Genomic DNA, 19,473 nt, shown 5'->3' with positions numbered 1-19,473 from the left:
ATCATTACTTACACGTTTTTATTAACTTTTTATATAATGTACTATTCCTTCAACCAACGACCTATCAAATTAATAATTTCCTGACGAGTAGGCTCTGGAAAGGAAAGAATACGGGTCTTATGAGAACCTCCCGGACACATATAAACATGCAAGTTTTGCTTGTTCTTTGTAAATGGAAGTCCATAAATACCAGAAGCACTCCATGGGTCGATAGAACCATAGATATAAACCATCTTAGGATCATTCTTACTCAGGAAATCTACTGTGTGCTTATATAATACAGGAGAAAATTTCACTTCCTCCGCATCCTTCGGCAACATCAACCGATGCAAATATCCCTTTGCCGTCTTAATACTCAGATATCTCTTGAATGGTTTTGTATAATAGCCATAGTAACCTAATTCTTTAGCCGCCTGCACATCAAACGAGAAATAGGGATTCTGATTGGAGAAATAATCGGGTTCACAATGACTCATCCAATACTTGAATACAGCTAAATCATCAGCCTCTCTTGTAGGAATCTTTTGGATATCAGAACCCCACTGCCAGAAAGCAAACGCATACTCAAAGACTGAGAAGTCATATATTTCAGCCAAAGGGGCATTGAATGTATAATGCTTGTCATTGCAATATTTCTCAAGCATAGGAAGAAGAGCTGCCTTGCGCTTAAAGAGCAGAAGCTGGAAGTCGAGCACTTTCTGTCTGTTTTCAGGAGTCGAAACCTCATATTGGAGAAATTTCTCATGTCTGCCATCCTCAACACTTCTGTTGAGTGGAGCTACGTATGGAACAGAAATATCAACATCGTTTGGAAAGTAGGAACGGTAGAACATGGTTGTCTGACCGCCCTTACTGATGCCCGTAGCCATCCACTTACCCTTATATAAAGCATGTAATGCTTCATTCACATGATGCAAATCATAAAGAGAATTCTCCACTGTCAGATAATCCCAGTTGCAAGGGCTTGGCATGGACTTATCAAAATAACGGTACTCCACGGTAATGATGTTGGTATCGAAAAGCTTGGACAGTTCCTCTATATATCCCTCATGCAACGCATAATTGGCATCATAGCCTTCTGTAACAAGTACTGTTGGACGGTCAAAACCGCGATGACAGAGCACTACTCGCTGCTCAAACTGACCAGCCTGCGGGTTCTTAGCATCTAATTGCTGCTTGATAAAGAACACGTATTTTTCTGGGAAACAAGTACTCTGCAGCGGTTCCACTTTACTCACACCAGGAAGAGCCGCTAACCGTTTACCAGCTTCACCCAATTCTGCTGCCAACATCTGCAAAGGCAGGATGAGCAACATCAACATCAACAAACAAGCTGACTTTAATGATTTTGTTTTCTTAAAAAATTTCATTGCTTTCAAAGATATTATACTTTTGAAGATATTATATTTTGTAATACAAAGGTACTGCAAAAACCAGAGAAAAAAGAAAATAAAATGAGAAAAAGTATGATTTGATGAATCTTCCCCACAAAAACGTAGCAGATTGCTTTGCTATTCCATCAAAAAAACTTATCTTTGTGCCGGAATTTCAGTACAATTCAAATACAGAACAGCATATTGTACTTGTGAATAAAAAGAATTAAAAGGATAAATACGATAAAGGACAAATATTAAAAAGAAAGATATGAAAAAGATTATTTTTCCAATCATGTTGATTACAATGTTGGCTTCATGCTCAGAAAGCATTGAAGACAGAGCTGTAAGAGAGGCTAGGGAATATACAGAGAAAGTATGCCCTACTCCTTTCGTGAATGATGGGCGCACAGACAGTACGGTATTCGACAAGAATACCCATACCTATATTTATTATATGACTTTGAGAAACAAAGCAGATAATGCCATACTCATCAAACAGAACCACAAGAAACTCTATGATGCACAAAAGCAGTCATTAGACAATAATCCAGGACTTCAGAAATACAAAGAAGCCCATTTTGCTTTCAGATTCATCTATCATTCTGCTAAAAATCCAAAGGAAGTTCTATTGGACGAAACCTTTAAATATTAAGACAGAAAAGACAAAGATTAAAAGCAGAAAAGACAAAGATTAAAAGCAGAAAAAAACAAAGATTAAAAGCAGAAAAAAACAAAGATTAAAAGCAGAAAAAACAAAGATTAAAAGCAGAAAAAGTCCCGAAGAAAGATTTAATTCTTCGGGACTTTTATATTGTTTCTACTGGAAACCGACCAGTAATGCTGTATTTTACATTTAGTACCCCATTTCCTGAAGTGCAGTTGCCAACTGGTCTGGACAGCTTGTTGGTTTGTTGCCGCAGGTAATACCCTTCAATCGGGCAATCACTTCCTGCGCCTTCATACCTCTTATCAAGGAACAAACGCCCTTGGTATTGCCATCACAACCGCCGATAAACTGCGCATCCTGTACGACTCCATTCTCATCTACACTGATGCAGATGTACTTGGAGCAGGTACCATGAGTCTGATAAGTCACCTTGGTAAGATGCTTTACATTCTCGTTGTTGATCATAGAAAACTTATTCAGCTTCAGCAGGAATTTCTGGCTTCATGTTGGTATAGACAGTCTGAACATCGTCAAACTCCTCCAACTTCTCAACCATCTTGTCGATAGTCTCACGCTCCTCAGCAGTTACATCCTTCAAATCATTAGGAATGTAAGTGAACTCAGCACCAGTTACCTCGAAGCCCTCAGCCTCCAAGTGCTTCTGGATTTCACCGAAGCTTGTAGGAGCACCATAGATAGTGATTTCATTGTTCTCCTCATCCTCATCGAACTCGTCTTCTACACCATAGTCGATCAGGTCGAGAATCAACTCGTCCATATCCAGACCATCTTTCTTCTTGAATGTGAACACAGCCTTGTGATCGAAGAGGAAAGAAAGGGAACCTGTAGTACCCAAGTTGCCGCTGAACTTATTGAAAATAGAACGAACATCAGCTACAGTACGAGTAGTATTGTCTGTCAATGTGTCAACAAATACAGCAACACCGTGAGGACCATATCCCTCGTATGTTACCTCCTTGTAATCGCTGGTATCCTTGCCACAAGCGTTCTTGATGGCACGAGCGATGTTATCCTTAGGCATGTTCTCACGCTTACAGTTAGCGATGATAGCACGCAAAGTAGGATTGTTCTCTGGCTCAGGACCGCCAGCCTTTACTGCAATTGCAATCTGCTTACCTAACTTAGTAAATGTCTTGGCCATGTGGCCCCATCTTTTCAGCTTTGTAGCTTTACGATATTCAAATGCTCTTCCCATTGGAATAAATTTTAAAAATATTTATCGTTTTGTTTAAAATATTATCTTAACTCTGCATTGAGCTTGCCTGTCAGGTTGGCAATCAACTTCTTCATGATTGCATCTATCTGCTTGTCATTCAAAGTCTTTTCTTCATCCTGAAGAATGAAGTTGACAGCATAACTCTTCTTGCCAGCTGGCAAGTTCTTACCTTCATAGACATCAAAGAGAACGACACTCTTCAGAAGTTTCTTCTCTGTCTGACGAGCGATTTGCTCAATCTGCTCAAACTGTACACTCTTATCTACCAAGAGAGCCAGGTCGCGGCTTACTGAAGGATACTTGCTGATATCAGTATAGGTGAGGTTCACCTTCTTAATGGCCTTCATCAGGTTGTCCCAATGCACATCAGCATAGAATACATCCTGCTCAATATCAAAAGCCTTCTTCAACTTGAGACTCAAGATACCCAACTCTACCAATACCTTACCTGCACGTGTCTCATACTGTACACCCTTAGAGAAGATATTGTTGTCGCTATGTTTAATCACAATGTTATTGGCAGGCATGCCAACACGACGAAGGATATTCTCTACCACAGCCTTCAACTCGTAAATGCTACTCTGCTCATCAGCATGAGCCCAGTTGCCCTCTACACGCTTACCGGTAATGAGAAGAGAAATATGACCCTCCTGAGTATAACCCTTGATAGGATTCTCAGCATCCCACTTCTCCTTATTATATATATAGGTGTTACCAACCTCGAAGAACTTCAGATTCTGACTCTTGTGATTGATGTTGCGAGAAACACTCTCCAAACCGCCAAAGAGCATAGTCTGACGCATCACACCGAGATCAGTACTCAATGGATTCATGATCTTAACAGTATGCTCATCAGGATAAGCATTGAGTTCCAAATCAGTATAATAGCTTGCCTTGGTAAGAGAGTTGTTCAGAATTTCCATGAAACCTTCACCCACCAACTGCTCTGCTACGATATTCTGAGTATGATAATGCTTATCTTCCTCTCCCTGAACTGTCAAAGAACTCTTCAACTGGGTAGGAATTTCCACATTATTATAACCATAGATACGGAGAATGTCCTCTACTACATCACAAGGACGCTGAACATCTACACGGAATGGAGGAACAAGGAGATCGATGCCTTCAGCATCCTCCTTCACAATCTTCATCTCCAGGGATGTAGCAATGTTCTTGATAGTCTCCACACCGATTTCCTTACCGATGAGACGATGAGCGTACTCATAGTTCAAGCGAACAGGGAAATCCTGAATAGGCTCTGGATAAACATCCTTGATTTGCATGGAAATCTTACCACCTGCAAGTTGCTTGCAGAGAATAGCAGCCTGCTGCAAAGCATAAATCTGTCCGTTTGGATCAACACCACGCTCAAAACGATAGCTGGCATCTGTACTCAAACCATGACGACGTGCACTCTTGCGAATCCAGGTTGGATGGAAATAAGCACTCTCCAGAACTACATTCTTGGTGGTCTCGTATGTACCAGAACCCTTACCGCCAAAGATACCAGCGATACACATTGGCTCTTCTGCATTGCAGATGCTCAAATCGTGCTCACCAAGTGTATGTTCCTCACCATCGAGGGTAACAAACTTAGTTCCTTCTGGCTGGGTACGAACTACAATCTTATGACCGGTTACCATGTCAGCATCAAAACAGTGCAATGGCTGACCATATGCCATCATGATATAGTTGGTAATATCCACAATATTGTTGATTGGGCGCAAGCCGATGATATTCAACTTATCCTGCAACCACTTTGGACTTTCCTTTACTTCACAATCTGTGATACTTACACATGCATAACGCTTGCAAGCATCAGTATTCTGAATCTCTACGTCAATAGGCAGGTCCTCGTTATCTACGACAAACTCATCGCAAGAAGGACGATAAAGACTGGTCTGATAACCATTCTGCTTCAACCAAGCATAGAGGTCGCGGGCTACGCCCCAGTGACCCAGTGCATCTGCACGATTGGCAGTGATATCAATCTCAATCAACCAATCGCTCTCAAGATGATAATACTCAGCAGCAGGCTGCCCTACTGGAGCATCCTCTGGGAGAACAATAATACCAGCGTGGTCTGTACCCACACCAATCTCATCCTCGGCACAAATCATACCAAGGCTCTCCACTCCACGGAGCTTGCTTCTCTTGATAGTAAAACTCTGGTCACCATCGTAAAGTACACAGCCTAAGTCTGCTACGATAACCTTCTGACCAGCGGCAACATTTGGCGCACCACAGACAATCTGCTGAGGCTCACCCTTGCCCAGGTCAACAGTTGTTACATGAAGATGATCGCTGTTAGGATGCATCTCGCATGTCAACACTTTACCCACGTAAAGACCTTTCAGTCCACCTTTGATAGACTGAACTTCTTCCAAAGCGTCAACTTCCAGACCACAAGAAGTCAGCGCGTCCGCAACTTCCTGAGGAGTCAAGTCGAAATCGACGTATTCTTTAAGCCATTTGTAAGAAACGTTCATTATAATGATTTTATTTGTATTCTCAAAATTCACATCGAAGCACCTCACGCACTTCGACTTTTTATGATTTTCTCTAAAACTTTGCAAAAATACAAAAAAAAACAGACTTAGACGAAAAAATATTCGTATATTTGCACTTATTAAAAGTTTAATGCGATTTTTCCAGCGAAAACAGAAACTTTTTCATTTGGAAGATAGATTTCAAAACAAAATAACATGCGAAAAAAAGAGTCCCCACAGATAACACCCCTGATGCACATCAGCATCTTCCTAACCTTTGGAATTCTCATCGCAAAGATGGGATACGGCTATATTGACACCATCTTTTGGCTGGTGGCTACACTGCTTTCATGGGGCATTTCATTCTATCTTCTCAAACGCTCTTCATCGACAATAAACGCCCAATGCCTTTCCCTGATTTTCTGCATATTCTGTATGGGAGGAACTCTGACTTCTCACCAATTGGATAAGAAACAGGATAAGCCGCAAATCATCACTGAAGAAAACCTTTCATCATTTGACAAAACCATGTTAGTCACTCAAGAATGCAGAAACACAATCCAAAAACAATTGCGAAGCCTCAACATCCAGGAACAGGACTTCGCCATCGTCTCTGCCATGACCCTCGGAGACAAGACCTCATTGACTAAAGAAACCAAAGATATCTATTCGATATCAGGAGCCAGTCATATACTGGCTGTCAGCGGATTACATATAGGAATTATTTTCCAACTATTCATTCTATTGTTAGGAGGACGAAGACGCAGTATCCCTACCATCATACTTTCCATCACTGCCATTTGGGCTTATGTCATCTTCATCGGAATGCCTGCCAGTGCTATACGTTCTGCTACCATGATCAGCATCTGTTGTTTTGCCATGCTTTCCCATCGAAAAGCACTGTCCATCAACAACCTCGCGTTTGCCTATGTTATCATGCTCATTTACAATCCACTCTACTTATTCGACATCAGTTTTCAAATGTCATTTATGGCAGTTTATTCGATACTATTATTCTACCAGCCTCTTGAAGGCCTTTGCAGTACCAGTCATTTTTATACCCGATGGCCCTGGAGTATGCTCTGCATTTCCATAGCCGCTCAAATCGGCACCATGCCACTCATCATCTATTATTTTGGTCGCATCTCATGCTATGCTCTTTTCACAGGTTTCATAGCCATCCCTGCAGCCACAGTAATCCTTTGGTTATCTGCCGCTATTCTCCTACTTACACTTCTTACCCATATACCCCTGATGAGTTTACTGTCAGAACCGCTTCTGCACTTTGCAACAAGTGGACTCATCAGTATCACTCAAGCAACGAATACGGCCCTGAAACTCACAACCATGCTGCCAGGAGCAAGCATTGATGGGATAAAAATAAATATCCCACAATTATGCCTCATCTACTTCTGCATAATCGTGGGATACATATTTATCAGGAAGACAAGGTATTATTCAAAAACCTCATCTATTCCATTTTCAGTAAAATCATCCTCTTCAGCCTTCTGACCACAAGGATTATAATCTTCCGGAAGATCAAACTTTGCCATAGGATCTATACCTAATGACCTGTCAGCATACACCTTCTTCATGAAGATAGCCCATATAGGAAGCGCCATCGTAGCACCTTGTCCCATCTGTCCTCTGTCAAAATGGATGTCACGGTCTTCACCGCCCACCCAACAGCCGCTAACCAACTGTGGAGTGAAACCGATAAACCAACCATCACTATTATTGTTGGTCGTACCAGTCTTGGCGCCAATCTGTCCCTGGAAATTATAACGATAGCGCAAACGTCCAGCAGTACCATTATCTACTACACCCATCAGCATCGTAAGCATCTTCATTGCATTGGCAGCACCAATCACCTCATTCATTCGAGGCTGGAATGTAGCAATGGTATTTCCTTCATTGTCCTCTATTCGACTCACAAACATAGGAGCTGTACGGATACCATGATTGGCAAATACCGTATAGGCACTCACCATCTCGCTCACACTCACTTCACAAGGACCCAGACAGAGACTCAAGGATGGATGAATATCAGGATTATGAATACCGAAGTCATGGAGAATCTGAACAAACTGGTTTGGATTCAACTTGCTCATCAGATAAGCACTGATCCAGTTGTTACTCTGCGCCAGTCCCCACTTCAATGGTACCATCTGTCCATAACGGGCATGACTCACGTTACGAGGAGTCCAAGGCCTTCCGGCAACCATGTATGTCTGCTGACGGTTAGGAGCATAATCACAAGGTGTGAATCCGTTCTCCATAGCTAAACTATAGAGGAATGGTTTGATAGTAGAACCCACCTGTCTCCTACCTAAGCTTACCATATCATACATGAAGTGAGGATAATCCAAACCGCCCACATAAGCCTTGACAGCTCCAGTCTTCGGATCCATACTCATGAAACCACTACGCAGGAAACCTTTGTAATATCTGATGGAATCGAGCGGACTCATCAAGGTATCAATATCTCCATGATAAGTGAACACCGTCATTTCAATTTTCTTGCGGAAAGCCTCTTTGATTTCCTCTGGTGTGCATCCCGCAGCCTTCATCGTACGCCAGCGCTCACTCTGGGTAATAGAACGGTTCAGAATATTACGAATCTGCTGAGGAGTCAACTTATCTGAATAAGGAGAACTTGGCTTTGGCTTATTTTCCTTATCAAAAGCTGGCTGAAGATAACGGGCAACATGCTGATAAACAGCCTCTTCAGCATATTTCTGCATACGACTATCGATGGTAGTAAACACCTTCAGTCCATCAGAATAAACATTATATGGCGAACCGTCTTTCTTGAAGTTTTTATTGCACCAGCCATAGAGAGGATCCGTATCCCAGGCTATTGAATCGGCAACAAACTGCACATTGTTCCACGAAGGATAATCTGTACGAACAGGGCGTTTTGCCATCATGTACTGGCGCAAGAATTCCCTTAAATAAGTAGCCGTACCATCCTTATGATCAGTACGATGGAAGTTCAGCGTCAAAGGTTCACTTGAATAGTTCTGATACTCAGCACGGTCCATATAACCAGCCTTCACCATCTGCGAGAGAACAACATTACGACGTTCCTTGGCACGTTCTGGATAACGTACCGGATTGAAGAACGATGGGTTCTTACAAAGGCCTATCAAAGTAGCAGCTTCGCACACCGTCAGATTCTTCGGTTCCTTATTAAAATAGGTATTAGCTGCCGTCTTGATACCGACAGCATTGTGCAAGAAATCAAAATAGTTGAGATAGAGAGCAATAATCTCCTCTTTGGTATAATAACGTTCCAACTTGATGGCAATGACCCACTCTATTGGCTTCTGGAACATTCGCTGAGCAGCACTTTGCGCAGTACTACTATACAACTGCTTAGCCAACTGCTGAGTAATGGTGGAACCACCTCCAGCATTAGTCTGCCCCAAAATACCACGCTTAATGATAGCACGACCCAGCGCTCTGAAGTCAATACCAGAGTGCTCATAAAATCGTTCATCTTCAGTAGCCACCAAAGCCTGAACCAGATAAGGTGACATTTTCTTATAAGGTATCACAATTCTGTTTTCCTTATTCAGATTCCATGTACCGATAACCTTACCGTCAGAAGAATATACCTGAGTCGCAAAGCGGTTGATCGGATTCTGCAAATCTTCAATATCCGGCATATAGCCAATCCAGCCAAACCAAATGGCAAAGAATCCAACTATTGCAGAAACAAAACCTCCAGCAAGAAGCGCCCACAAAATATGTATGAAACGTTTTCTCATCACTAATTAAATTATATTTCAAATATCATTTCTTGATAATTTGTGCAAAATTACACAAAAAAAGTTGTTACGCAAAAGAAATCAAGGAAATTTTGCATATTCCAAATAATAATGTTAACTTTGTCGGCAGAAAAAAGACTTAGATGCTTATGGCAAGAAAACTATATCCTTTAGGAATACAGACATTTGAGAGAATCCGCAAGGAAGACAAACTCTATATAGACAAGACGGAATATATCTACCACATGACTCATACCAGTGGTACATATTTCTTCCTGGCTCGCCCTCGCCGTTTTGGAAAATCACTACTTGTCTCAACGCTCCAAAGCTACTTTGAAGGCAAGAAAGATTTGTTTGAAGGACTTGCCATCGAAAAGTTTGAGAAAGAATGGACAGAATATCCTGTACTGCATTTTGACATGAGCGGTGGAAAGCACATGGACAAGGAGCAGCTGGAAGAGTATCTGGGATATCGCCTCCAAGATGAGGAAAAGAAATGGGGAATTTCTAACCCTGCAAAAGGTAACAACAATCGTTTGATAGACCTTATCAACACTGCGTATCAAAAAAGCGGCAAACAAGTGGTCGTTCTCATTGATGAGTATGATGCGCCATTGTTAGACGTTGCTCATGACAATGACAGACTGATAGCTCTTCGTGATGTTATGCGCAATTTCTACAGCCCTTTGAAATACAGAGAACCTGTTCTCCGTTTTGTTTTTCTCACAGGCATCACCAAGTTCTCGCAAGTCAGCATTTTCAGTGAACTAAACAACATCACTCTTCTCTCCATGAATGATGACTATGCTGGCATTTGTGGTATCACAAAAGAAGAACTGCTTACCCAAATGTCGGAGGACATAGGAGAATTGGCTGAGAAAATAGGCATTACCAAGGAGCAAGCCATCGAAAAGCTCAAAGAGCATTACGATGGTTATCACTTCTCTGGCGAATCACCAGACATTTTCAATCCTTACAGTTTGCTGAATTGCTTCAATGAGAAGAAATTCGGTTCATATTGGTTTGCCTCTGGCACTCCTACATACCTCATCAATATGATGCGAAAATTCGACGTTATACCATCGGACATCACAAGAGTAGAAGCTGATGCAAGCGAATTTGATGCACCAACGGAGAACATGACGACCATCATGCCATTACTCTACCAAAGTGGTTACATCACCATCAAAGATTACAACCAGGAGTATAATTATTATACCCTCGACATTCCAAACAAAGAGGTAAAAGTGGGACTGACCAAATCTTTGATTCCTTCATACGTCACCTCAAACACACTTGCTGCCACCAATACGGCTCGTCGTATAGCCCAGGCTCTCGACAAGCAGGATATGAATGGAGCATTGGGACTGCTCCAGATTTTCCTCGGCACTGTACCTTACTGCAGCAACACCAATTACGAGGGGCATTACCAACAGATGTTATACATCATTTTTACTTTGCTCACAGACTACTTAGTAGATGTGGAGGTTCATACCCCAAAAGGCAGAGTTGACATTGTTCTCCTGACCAAGACCAATCTCTACCTCATAGAATTGAAACTTAATCAGGATGCCCAGACTGCAATGCAGCAGATCAACCTCAAGAACTACCGCCAGCGTTTCGCTTTAAGCGAGAAACCAATTACCAAGGTAGGCGTCAACTTTGACGGCAAGACAAGGAACATCACAGACTGGGTAATAGAATGAGAAAACGAACAGATGTGACTCCATCAATAGATACCTATTATCTGTTTCGCCGCCGCATCTGCGAATATCAGGAAAGAACTGGCATTGACCTGTATGCAGATGGTGCCTATCAAAGTCCAGACAATCGAAAGTTTGCAAAGAACCACAATGCCATGCAGCTCAAGACTGGCAAGATGCAAAGTGGGCTCAGTTATTTTCATTCAAATCTAATCATCTTAGCTAATTGCAAAAAATAGTCATTCGACCAAATATCCAACTCTTTTGGATTTCTCACAAAAGGCAAGACATCAGCCTTTACTTGATTAATGTCTGCTGTAGCAAGCCGTTCGTTCAACTTTTGCAGGAAAGTTTCCTTGTCAAGCTCTTCCTGATTGGTTTGTACTCATTTTCTTAAATATTTAATTAGAGTTTCTATGGATTTAGACTTCTTGCCAACCTGAGCGTATCGCTCAAATATGCTTATGTCCATATTCTTAAAATCATCCTTTTCCATTCGGATGTCCTCTTCCAAATAGACCTCAACATCTTTCAGATAGCGTAAATTAACCTTGGGAGAATTAGCAATCAAATCGCAAAGTGCTTTTTCGGGGGTTGCCATCAGAAAGGCGTAACTCTGCCTATTGATGCTTGTGATTCCTATGGGAAAAGCTTCTCTTGACATGTTCTTATACTCAAAGCGTCCTACTGGAGTATCAAAACAACGAGAATGCTTTAGTGTCATCGACTGGGTAGTATATACAGCTTCTGGGATTAAGCCATAATAACGCAAAGCCGTCTGCATTGATACGTATGAAGGAGCATAAAGATGATTGGCAACAAGTTCTGTGGATAGAGCAACACGAGACACATTTGGAGAGACCACATAAAGCCCCTTCTTGAGGCGGATAATCTTATGAGCCGCCTCAAGATTGCGCACTTTCTGATTTCCTGCTTCTATATTTGTAAACAACGAAGCTATTACCGAAGTACTGACTGGTATGTTACCTATATGTTCTAAATCCAATATCATAGTGCAAAAATAATGCAAGTGCGAGAGCTATGAAACTTGTTTCAATTGCCGAGCCGCAACTTTTTTCTGCAAAAATAGTAAAATTTTGAACAGGAAACTAACTTTTCCTTGTTTTTCTGTTCTATTTTTAGCTATTTTAATAAATAAATTAGTTAGATAGATGCCTGCTCATGCAATTTATATTCCACCATACGAGCAGTAGAATTTCTTTGGGTGTTCACGACTATAGATTTTCCTCAACGCCACCATCTTGTCAGAAAACCACAAGTGTCTGATTACCAATACCTTTCCTATTTTCTTCATATTTACGATATTCTCAAAGAAATAATAAGCGTCTGAAAAAACGAGAATCTCAGGCAAGCTAATGTAAAGAAGATTCATTCTTAACAAAGCCACATCACTACATCTTCGGGTAATTCTTGCAAATCACCTACTTCATTTTCCACCCATCAATGGTTCCCGTCTTCGATGAGAAGTTGCAGCCTATCTGATAAATCTTTCTACCATCTGCTGCATATTCCCTGGCATAGCCCATATCCTCTATCTGCTTCAGGGCTTCTTCAGCCGAACCATCTCGCTTGAATTCGAAGATGTAGATATAGTTCTGGGTTTCAACCACACAATCTACCCTACCTTCGCTTTGCTGTTTTTCGATGAAGACCGTGAAACAGCTGATCATTCTCAATACGAGATAGAAGGTGTATTGAAAATAACGTTCCTTCTCGCGCTCATCGCCCTTGCGACGCTGGCTATAAGGAATGCTGGCAAAGAAGGAAGTCATCAGATTCTCCAACTGATGGCAATCGCCCTTCGACATCACATCTATTACCTGAATAACCCAGGCATCCGTTGACTTCGATGGCTTCAGATAACTGGAAGCTACCAGCGTCAGGAAACCGCTCCTCACTTCATCATTCGGGAAATCCAGGAGATAGGAATCGGTATCCATATTCCAATCTTTGATGGTAAGATAACCGCTCTGATAAATCATTGGCAACGGTGCTTCCACATCTGCCTTGTAGTCGATAAAACTACTCGTAGGATAAAACCTGTTCACCATCTCGTTGATGTTCTCATCAAAATGAGACAACAAGCGAACAAGATAGGTTGGCGAACCGGTGCGGAACCAATAATCTGCCAGAATCTTCTTGCTCAAAGCATTCAAGATACTGAAAGGATTATAGATATCAAGCATATTGGGACTGAAGTGATAACCGTCAAACTTCCTCTTCAGTTTGTATTTCATTCCTTCCTCTGTGGTTTTATATCTCACAGCCATCGCCTTGATCTGTTCCTCGAAAGTGGAATACAATTCCTCTTCCGTAATACCACAAAGTGCCTCGTAATGCTCGTCCATACTGATGTCGTTAGGCTGATTGAAACCACTGAACACGCTTACCTGCGAGAACTTGGTAACACCCGTGAGCAAAACAAACTGCAGGTCATCATCAGCTTCCTTGAACACAGAATATACGCCTTTGAGCAGATTGCGATTATAATCCTCCAAAGTCATCTTTCCATATTCATTCTGCACAGAAATATCCATATCCATCACATCAAGCAAAGGCTTGTCATACTCATCAATGAGTACGACAGCTCTCATTCCTGTCTTCTGATGAGCTTTCCCCAACACTGCCTTAAAGCGACTACCTAAAGTCTCGGCCAACTCCTCACGCCCATAGATACGTTCTGCCATGGCAACAAACTCCTCCAACACTTTGTCTAACGCATAAGGCTCTACAAAGTTTTGACCACCAAAAGAGAGATGGAACACAGGATATTGCTTCCATTCCTTCTCCAGCTTGTCGATGGCAAGCCCCTTGAACAGTTCCTTCTTACCCTCGAAATAGCATTTCAAGGTAGATACGAGCAACGACTTTCCAAATCGTCGTGGACGACTCAGAAAGTATATTTTACCATTAGTCACTAAGTCATAGACCAATGCCGTCTTATCGAGATAAACATAATCATCTTCTATGATTTGTTCGAAACTCTGTATTCCGATAGGATATTTCATATTGCTACCATTTTAATTTCTTTCGGCAAAGTTACAAAAAATAATGATACAAGCAAAGGAATAACCAGAAAAAAGTGAGATAGTAGAAAAGTAATGTTCTGATAGTTTTCACTACCGTCACAAGAGCTTTCGAGAATAACCAAAAGAGTTTTTGACAGCCGTCAAAAACTCTTCTTACCTACGTACTAAAGGTTTGGAGCATAAGTTTCATCCCATAAGTATTGGTAATTACTCTTAAGCAATATACCTTTTTACTCTACAATCGCATGATTTCACTCCCCTATTACACGATACAAATAAGTGGCACCCACCTTCTCGCGAACCATCTTCGGAAAATCTCCTTCACAATAACCATCAAGCACTTGGCGAGCATGATAGTCTGCTACGCCCAACAAAAGACGGAAGTTCTTGACCGTTATAAAACCATGTTCCTTGCAATAATTGGTGATAACCTGCCATTCTTGCTCCGGATCTTGCGCAAAAGCTTTTGTTTTCCAAGGACTACGGCTGCATTTACTATCATACTCTATGAAAAAGTCCTTGTCAAACTCCTTGGTGGTTCGCACCTCAAAACCGGAACATACCACCTCACTGGCAGGTATGCGCTCACCTTCATGATAAACCTTGTGATAATAATTACCATTTTCATCCTTGTGTTCCCGTAACTTTAGCTTTGGACGAATGACAAGCATATTTCCTATCTTCACTTCCATACCTTGGGAGAGAGCCAGCATCGTCTCGTCCTTAATGGATTCGATGGCTGCCACAAATTGGGCTGGCGTCATCTGGTGATGATGCCGCATTCCCTTTGTCATATCCTTAAAATCATAAATATCGCTATAAACGAACTGAGGATGAATCAAATATTCGCCGGTCTCGTCTTTCATCGGCGAACGGTGTTCTATATAATGTATCGAACCTGTTGCTTTTGGCATAGTTATCTTGTACTTTATGATGTTAATATCTACCGAATATTTCCTATCTCTTATATATATAAATAGGTAAACATATTCACCATCTTCATGATGCTATGTTTTTATTCGTCATGTGAGTGCAAAGATAGACAAAAAGTTTGAGATTGGAAAAGGAATTAGAGAAAAACATGACAACAATGAAAGACGATGTGCAAAATAACCTAAAACTTTCAGAGGAAATGAATGAAAAACCAAAAAATATATGTAACTTTGGAGGCGATTTCAGAACAATTCAATCAAATTTACAATGGAAAAACATAATTTTGTGACGATTGCAGACCTTTCCAAGGAGAAACTCATGTATCTCTTGGAAATGGCACAAGAGTTTGAAAAGCATCCTAACAGGGAGCTGTTGAAGGGAAAGGTTATAGCAACCCTTTTCTTCGAACCATCCACTCGTACCCAACTCAGTTTCCAGACAGCAGCCAACCGCCTTGGCGCCCGTGTCATTGGTTTCTCTGATGCCAAGACATCCAGCACTACAAAGGGTGAGACTCTCAAGGATACCATCCTGATGGTAAGCAACTATGCTGACGTCATCACTATGCGCCACTTCATCGAAGGTGCTGCCATATATGCAAGCGAAGTTGCTCCTGTGCCAATCGTCAATGCCGGCGACGGTGCCCACGAGCACCCATCACAATGCTTGCTCGACCTCTACTCTATCTACAAAACACAAGGTACTTTGGAAAACCTCAATATTTATCTGGTGGGCGACCTGAAGTACGGACGTACAGTTCACTCTCTCATCACGGCCATGCGCCATTTCAATCCTACATTCCACTTTATCGCTCCTAAGGAACTCGCTATGCCACAGGAATATAAGTTGTACTGCCAGCAGCACAACATTAAGTATGTGGAGCACGAAGATTTCAACGAGGATGTCATCGCTGGTGCCGACATTCTCTATATGACCCGTGTACAGAAGGAGCGTTTCAGTGATCTGATGGAATACGAAAGAGTAAAGAACGTATATATCCTCAAACGCGAAATGCTCAGCAAGGCTAAGGAAAACATGAAGATCATGCACCCACTGCCTCGCGTGAATGAAATTGCATACGATGTGGATGACGACCCACATGCATACTACATCCAGCAGGCTCAAAATGGTCTCTATGCACGAGAAGCCATCTTCTGTCACTGCCTCGGCATCACACTCGATGACGTCAAGAATGACAAGACCGTGATTGAGTAATGTTTAATGTTTAGTGATTAATGTAATTATGGGAAACAATAAGAATCAACTCGTAGTTGCGGCTATCGAAAACGGTACCGTAATCGACCACATACCAGCCGAGAAGACCTATCAGGTTGTCAACCTGCTCCAGTTGGAAAAGATGGACACTCCTGTCACTATCGGCTACAACTTGCCTTCCAAGAAAATCGGCAAAAAGGGAATCATCAAGGTTGCCAACAAGTATTTCACTGATGAGGAAATCAACCGCCTCTCTGTAGTTGCTCCAAACATTGGTCTGAGTATCATCAAGGACTATGAAATCGTGGAGAAAAAGACCGTGAAGACTCCTGATACACTCAAAGGCATCGTAAAATGCAACAATCCTAAGTGTATCACCAACAATGAGCCTATGGCAACTATCTTCCACACAGTAGATGCTGCACTCGGAATTATCCGCTGCCACTATTGCGATAAAGAGCAACAATTAGGCAAGGTAGAACTTTGTAAGTAACAATTTGAAAGCATTTTTCTTCTTTTTCTTCCATATTATTTGGAGTATTGAAGAAAAATGCTTATTTTTGCATCCGCAATTCATAAATAAAGAACTTAACAATAAAAGAGCCAATGGAAAAAGATCAAGAGATTTTCGACCTGATTGAGAGAGAGCATCAGCGTCAGTTGAAAGGTATGGAGCTGATTGCTTCAGAGAATTTCGTAAGTGAAGAAGTGATGAAAGCTATGGGTTCATACTTGACCAACAAGTATGCAGAAGGTCTCCCTGGCAAACGTTACTATGGCGGTTGCCAAGTTGTTGATATCGTAGAGAACCTTGCCATCGAGCGTGTCAAGAAAGTCTTCGGTGCTGAGTATGCCAATGTTCAGCCTCACTCTGGAGCACAGGCTAATGCAGCCGTTTTGCTCGCAGTTCTCAAACCTGGCGATACTTTCATGGGATTGAATCTCGACCACGGTGGCCACCTTTCTCATGGTAGCCACGTCAATACTTCTGGTATTCTCTACAACCCTATCGGTTACAACCTCAACAAAGAGACAGGCCGAGTTGATTACGACGAAATGGAGAAATTGGCTCTTGAACATAAACCTAAGTTGATCATCGGTGGCGGTAGTGCCTATAGCCGTGAGTGGGATTATGCCCGCATGCGCAAAATTGCTGATGAGGTAGGCGCCTTGCTGATGATTGATATGGCTCACCCTGCTGGTTTGATTGCTGCTGGTTTGTTGGATAATCCATTGAAGTATGCCCACATCGTTACTTCTACTACCCACAAGACTCTCCGTGGTCCTCGTGGTGGTATCATCCTGATGGGTAAAGACTTTGATAATCCTTGGGGTCTGACAACCAAGAAGGGCGAGGTGAAGAAGATGAGTATGTTGCTCAACTCTGCCGTATTCCCAGGACAGCAAGGTGGACCTTTGGAGCATGTCATCGCTGCCAAGGCAGTTGCATTCAATGAGAACCTGCAACCATCTTGGAAAGATTATGCACTTCAGGTTAAGAAGAACGCTGCCGTACTTGCAGAAGACCTCATCGGTCGTGGATTCGGTATTGTCAGCGGTGGTACAGACAACCACTCTATGCTTGTCGATCTGCGCTCTAAGTATCCTGACTTGACAGGTAAAGTTGCTGAAAATGCACTTGTTGCAGCAGATATCACTGTCAATAAGAACATGGTTCCATTCGACTCTCGTTCTGCATTCCAGACATCAGGTATCCGTCTCGGAACAGCTGCCATGACTACTCGTGGTGCAAAGGAAGACATGATGCACCTGATTGCTGAACTTATCGAGGAAGTTTTGAATGCTCCAGAGGACGAGAAGGTCATCGCTCGAGTTCGCGAGAAAGTAAATGAGACTATGAAGGACTATCCTCTGTTCGCTTACTAATTCTTCTGATAAACGGAAAGTAAAGGTCCGGAAAAGTTCCTGATTTTTACATTATTATATAATAGGCTTGTTTTTTAAGTAAAGCAAGCCTATTTTTTGTTGTTTTATATTAAAGCCTGATAGAAATACAAGAAAAAATTGTAAGTTTGCAGAATAAAACAAGTACGGAATATGAAGAAATATATCGTAACTCTGATATCACTCTTTGGTTTCTGCATTGCTCAAGCACAGGCACAAACCTTAACTTTCGGCCCACTACACAGCGCAGATAGTCCGAGAGCAGACTGGTTATTGCCTGGTGACACCATCATGCAAACCGGTCAAAAGATGATTTATCAGGGAAAGCCAATGAAGAACGTGAAATATACAGTCAGTTCACCTTCTTGGAATGAAGAACAGAAATCTTTCTCTGAAGAAAAATCCAACTTATCTCCTCTAAGCAGTTTAGATGATAACAAGGGATTGGAGTATGGCTATGGACTGCACAAAGGACTGAATGTTTCCTTAGGTGCTTCAGCATTTGCAACTTTCGGAAAAGGCCTGCCTCATAAAGGCGGATTCTCGCAGAATATCAATGCCACTTATCTGGCTCCTCTCTCTAAAGATGGAAAACTCTGGATTGCAGGAGGAGGATATTTCAACAATACTTTCTGGGGAAGCGACAGCTATCGTGACGTTGGACTTTATGCCATCATGGGCTATAAATTCAATGAGCATTGGGAAGCTTATGTATATGGACAACTCAGCATCAGCAACAACTATGATAACTTCTACAGTCGCTATGCTGGATATGGCCCCTATGGTTATGGAAGATATGGCGGCTACGGATTAGGCTATTATCCCGGTTTATGGGGAATGGGAGGAACCATGCCTTTCGGATATGGTATGGGAATGCCAGGAGCCAATGTCTTAGGTGCAGGCGTGAAGTACAATGTCAACAAGAATTTCTCCATCGGAATCAATGTGGAGGGTGTATGGTATAATAATAAGGGAATGGATTATTTTGATAGATACAATTATCCGAACCCGAATGAAAACCGTTCCAAACAGTAATATAAAATTCATTATAAAAACAAAAAAATAAGAGTGTGATGGAAAACTTCATCACACTCTTATTTTTTTGTTCATATTGGTTTGAAAATC

At 41.8% G+C, this 19,473-nt stretch carries 18 protein-coding genes and 1 pseudogene; 9 read left to right on the top strand and 10 right to left on the bottom strand.

What is annotated here, in order from left to right; genetic code table 11:
• Positions 1-41: 41 nt before the first annotated feature.
• Positions 42-1,370 (bottom strand): S28 family serine protease, encoded by a 1,329-nt coding sequence (locus tag EXN75_RS02255; RefSeq protein WP_246031266.1) that lies wholly within the window; start codon positions 1,368-1,370, stop codon positions 42-44.
• 274 nt (positions 1,371-1,644) lie between these two features.
• On the opposite strand from EXN75_RS02255, the gene EXN75_RS02250 reads away from it, so the two are divergent.
• Positions 1,645-2,028, top strand: a complete 384-nt coding sequence (locus EXN75_RS02250) for a membrane lipoprotein lipid attachment site-containing protein (protein WP_134842628.1) — start codon at positions 1,645-1,647, stop codon at positions 2,026-2,028.
• A gap of 201 nt (positions 2,029-2,229) precedes the next feature.
• Here the strand turns inward: EXN75_RS02250 and EXN75_RS02245 are convergent, their stop codons facing one another.
• From EXN75_RS02245 to pheT, 3 genes are read right to left on the bottom strand one after another with little or no spacing between them, the layout of a single operon-like run.
• Positions 2,230-2,508: a TIGR03905 family TSCPD domain-containing protein gene (locus EXN75_RS02245; RefSeq protein ID WP_118115802.1), complete on the bottom strand. Its 279-nt coding sequence runs from the start codon at positions 2,506-2,508 to the stop codon at positions 2,230-2,232.
• 7 nt (positions 2,509-2,515) lie between these two features.
• On the bottom strand, positions 2,516-3,259 hold the full coding sequence (locus EXN75_RS02240) for a YebC/PmpR family DNA-binding transcriptional regulator (RefSeq protein ID WP_134842627.1): 744 nt from the start codon (positions 3,257-3,259) through the stop codon (positions 2,516-2,518).
• A 41-nt stretch (positions 3,260-3,300) separates the two neighbouring features.
• Positions 3,301-5,778 carry a phenylalanine--tRNA ligase subunit beta gene (pheT, locus tag EXN75_RS02235; protein WP_342776591.1) on the bottom strand — a complete coding sequence of 826 codons (2,478 nt, stop codon included), beginning with the start codon at positions 5,776-5,778 and terminating at the stop codon, positions 3,301-3,303.
• A gap of 207 nt (positions 5,779-5,985) precedes the next feature.
• On the opposite strand from pheT, the gene EXN75_RS02230 reads away from it, so the two are divergent.
• Positions 5,986-7,281 (top strand): ComEC/Rec2 family competence protein, encoded by a 1,296-nt coding sequence (locus EXN75_RS02230; protein ID WP_134842625.1) that lies wholly within the window; start codon positions 5,986-5,988, stop codon positions 7,279-7,281.
• Here EXN75_RS02230 and EXN75_RS02225 read toward each other — a convergent pair.
• Positions 7,224-9,542, bottom strand: a complete 2,319-nt coding sequence (locus EXN75_RS02225) for a penicillin-binding protein 1A (RefSeq protein WP_134842624.1) — start codon at positions 9,540-9,542, stop codon at positions 7,224-7,226. The genes EXN75_RS02230 and EXN75_RS02225 overlap by 58 nt on opposite strands.
• Positions 9,543-9,691: 149 nt before the next feature.
• Between EXN75_RS02225 and EXN75_RS02220 the strand changes: the two genes are divergently transcribed.
• Together EXN75_RS02220 and EXN75_RS02215 are read left to right on the top strand one after the other, a co-directional pair.
• Positions 9,692-11,248: an ATP-binding protein gene (locus EXN75_RS02220; RefSeq protein ID WP_408005914.1), complete on the top strand. Its 1,557-nt coding sequence runs from the start codon at positions 9,692-9,694 to the stop codon at positions 11,246-11,248.
• Positions 11,245-11,484 carry a hypothetical protein gene (locus tag EXN75_RS02215; protein WP_134842622.1) on the top strand — a complete coding sequence of 80 codons (240 nt, stop codon included), beginning with the start codon at positions 11,245-11,247 and terminating at the stop codon, positions 11,482-11,484. The genes EXN75_RS02220 and EXN75_RS02215 overlap by 4 nt, the downstream gene beginning before the upstream one ends.
• On the opposite strand, the pseudogene EXN75_RS18105 reads toward EXN75_RS02215, so the two are convergent.
• From EXN75_RS18105 to EXN75_RS02195, 5 genes and pseudogenes are all read right to left on the bottom strand, one after another.
• Positions 11,445-11,594: pseudogene (locus tag EXN75_RS18105) on the bottom strand (nucleotidyl transferase AbiEii/AbiGii toxin family protein); the annotation flags it as partial. The gene EXN75_RS02215 and the pseudogene EXN75_RS18105 overlap by 40 nt on opposite strands.
• A gap of 36 nt (positions 11,595-11,630) precedes the next feature.
• Complete coding sequence (locus tag EXN75_RS02205; protein ID WP_134842621.1) at positions 11,631-12,257, bottom strand: type IV toxin-antitoxin system AbiEi family antitoxin domain-containing protein; 627 nt, start codon at positions 12,255-12,257, stop codon at positions 11,631-11,633.
• Positions 12,258-12,434: 177 nt separating this feature from the next.
• Complete coding sequence (locus EXN75_RS18450; RefSeq protein WP_281279445.1) at positions 12,435-12,560, bottom strand: hypothetical protein; 126 nt, start codon at positions 12,558-12,560, stop codon at positions 12,435-12,437.
• Between the two features lie 127 nt (positions 12,561-12,687).
• Positions 12,688-14,274, bottom strand: a complete 1,587-nt coding sequence (locus EXN75_RS02200) for an ATP-binding protein (protein WP_134842620.1) — start codon at positions 14,272-14,274, stop codon at positions 12,688-12,690.
• 272 nt (positions 14,275-14,546) lie between these two features.
• A complete protein-coding gene (locus EXN75_RS02195; protein ID WP_134842619.1) occupies positions 14,547-15,209 on the bottom strand; it encodes an HU family DNA-binding protein in 663 nt (220 codons plus the stop codon).
• A 143-nt stretch (positions 15,210-15,352) separates the two neighbouring features.
• Here EXN75_RS02195 and EXN75_RS17570 point away from each other — a divergent pair, with 143 nt between their 5' ends.
• The 5 genes from EXN75_RS17570 (at position 15,353) to EXN75_RS02175 (ending at position 19,383) form a co-directional block, all read left to right on the top strand.
• A complete protein-coding gene (locus EXN75_RS17570; protein ID WP_223176141.1) occupies positions 15,353-15,517 on the top strand; it encodes a hypothetical protein in 165 nt (54 codons plus the stop codon).
• On the top strand, positions 15,496-16,443 hold the full coding sequence (gene pyrB, locus EXN75_RS02190; RefSeq protein ID WP_134842618.1) for an aspartate carbamoyltransferase: 948 nt from the start codon (positions 15,496-15,498) through the stop codon (positions 16,441-16,443). Before EXN75_RS17570 ends, pyrB begins: the two co-directional genes overlap by 22 nt.
• A gap of 28 nt (positions 16,444-16,471) precedes the next feature.
• Complete coding sequence (pyrI, locus tag EXN75_RS02185) at positions 16,472-16,936, top strand: aspartate carbamoyltransferase regulatory subunit (protein WP_134842617.1); 465 nt, start codon at positions 16,472-16,474, stop codon at positions 16,934-16,936.
• A gap of 113 nt (positions 16,937-17,049) precedes the next feature.
• Entirely contained in the window at positions 17,050-18,330 is a 1,281-nt protein-coding gene (gene glyA / locus EXN75_RS02180; RefSeq protein ID WP_022110140.1) for a serine hydroxymethyltransferase, read from the top strand.
• A gap of 171 nt (positions 18,331-18,501) precedes the next feature.
• Positions 18,502-19,383, top strand: a complete 882-nt coding sequence (locus EXN75_RS02175) for a hypothetical protein (protein ID WP_134842616.1) — start codon at positions 18,502-18,504, stop codon at positions 19,381-19,383.
• Positions 19,384-19,473: the final 90 nt, after the last annotated feature.

Source organism: Segatella hominis (genome assembly GCF_004535825.1).
Lineage (GTDB): Bacteria > Bacteroidota > Bacteroidia > Bacteroidales > Bacteroidaceae > Prevotella > Prevotella hominis.
The sequence above is the reverse complement of the archived record's forward strand: the minus strand, read 5'-3'. Positions and strand labels throughout refer to the sequence as shown.

Bases quoted from the DNA above. Each gene is read 5' to 3' on its own strand.
- pyrB (WP_134842618.1), top strand. From the start codon at position 15,496: ATGGAAAAACATAATTTTGTGACGATTGCAGACCTTTCCAAGGAGAAA.
- EXN75_RS02220 (WP_408005914.1), top strand. From the start codon at position 9,692: ATGGCAAGAAAACTATATCCTTTAGGAATACAGACATTTGAGAGAATC.
- glyA (WP_022110140.1), top strand. From the start codon at position 17,050: ATGGAAAAAGATCAAGAGATTTTCGACCTGATTGAGAGAGAGCATCAG.
- EXN75_RS02240 (WP_134842627.1), bottom strand. From the start codon at position 3,259: ATGGGAAGAGCATTTGAATATCGTAAAGCTACAAAGCTGAAAAGATGG.
- EXN75_RS02195 (WP_134842619.1), bottom strand. From the start codon at position 15,209: ATGCCAAAAGCAACAGGTTCGATACATTATATAGAACACCGTTCGCCG.
- EXN75_RS02230 (WP_134842625.1), top strand. From the start codon at position 5,986: ATGCGAAAAAAAGAGTCCCCACAGATAACACCCCTGATGCACATCAGC.
- EXN75_RS02215 (WP_134842622.1), top strand. From the start codon at position 11,245: ATGAGAAAACGAACAGATGTGACTCCATCAATAGATACCTATTATCTG.
- EXN75_RS18450 (WP_281279445.1), bottom strand. From the start codon at position 12,560: ATGAAGAAAATAGGAAAGGTATTGGTAATCAGACACTTGTGGTTTTCT.
- EXN75_RS02250 (WP_134842628.1), top strand. From the start codon at position 1,645: ATGAAAAAGATTATTTTTCCAATCATGTTGATTACAATGTTGGCTTCA.
- EXN75_RS02200 (WP_134842620.1), bottom strand. From the start codon at position 14,274: ATGAAATATCCTATCGGAATACAGAGTTTCGAACAAATCATAGAAGAT.
- EXN75_RS02245 (WP_118115802.1), bottom strand. From the start codon at position 2,508: ATGATCAACAACGAGAATGTAAAGCATCTTACCAAGGTGACTTATCAG.
- EXN75_RS02175 (WP_134842616.1), top strand. From the start codon at position 18,502: ATGAAGAAATATATCGTAACTCTGATATCACTCTTTGGTTTCTGCATT.
- EXN75_RS02205 (WP_134842621.1), bottom strand. From the start codon at position 12,257: ATGATATTGGATTTAGAACATATAGGTAACATACCAGTCAGTACTTCG.
- EXN75_RS02225 (WP_134842624.1), bottom strand. From the start codon at position 9,542: ATGAGAAAACGTTTCATACATATTTTGTGGGCGCTTCTTGCTGGAGGT.
- EXN75_RS02255 (WP_246031266.1), bottom strand. From the start codon at position 1,370: ATGAAATTTTTTAAGAAAACAAAATCATTAAAGTCAGCTTGTTTGTTG.
- pyrI (WP_134842617.1), top strand. From the start codon at position 16,472: ATGGGAAACAATAAGAATCAACTCGTAGTTGCGGCTATCGAAAACGGT.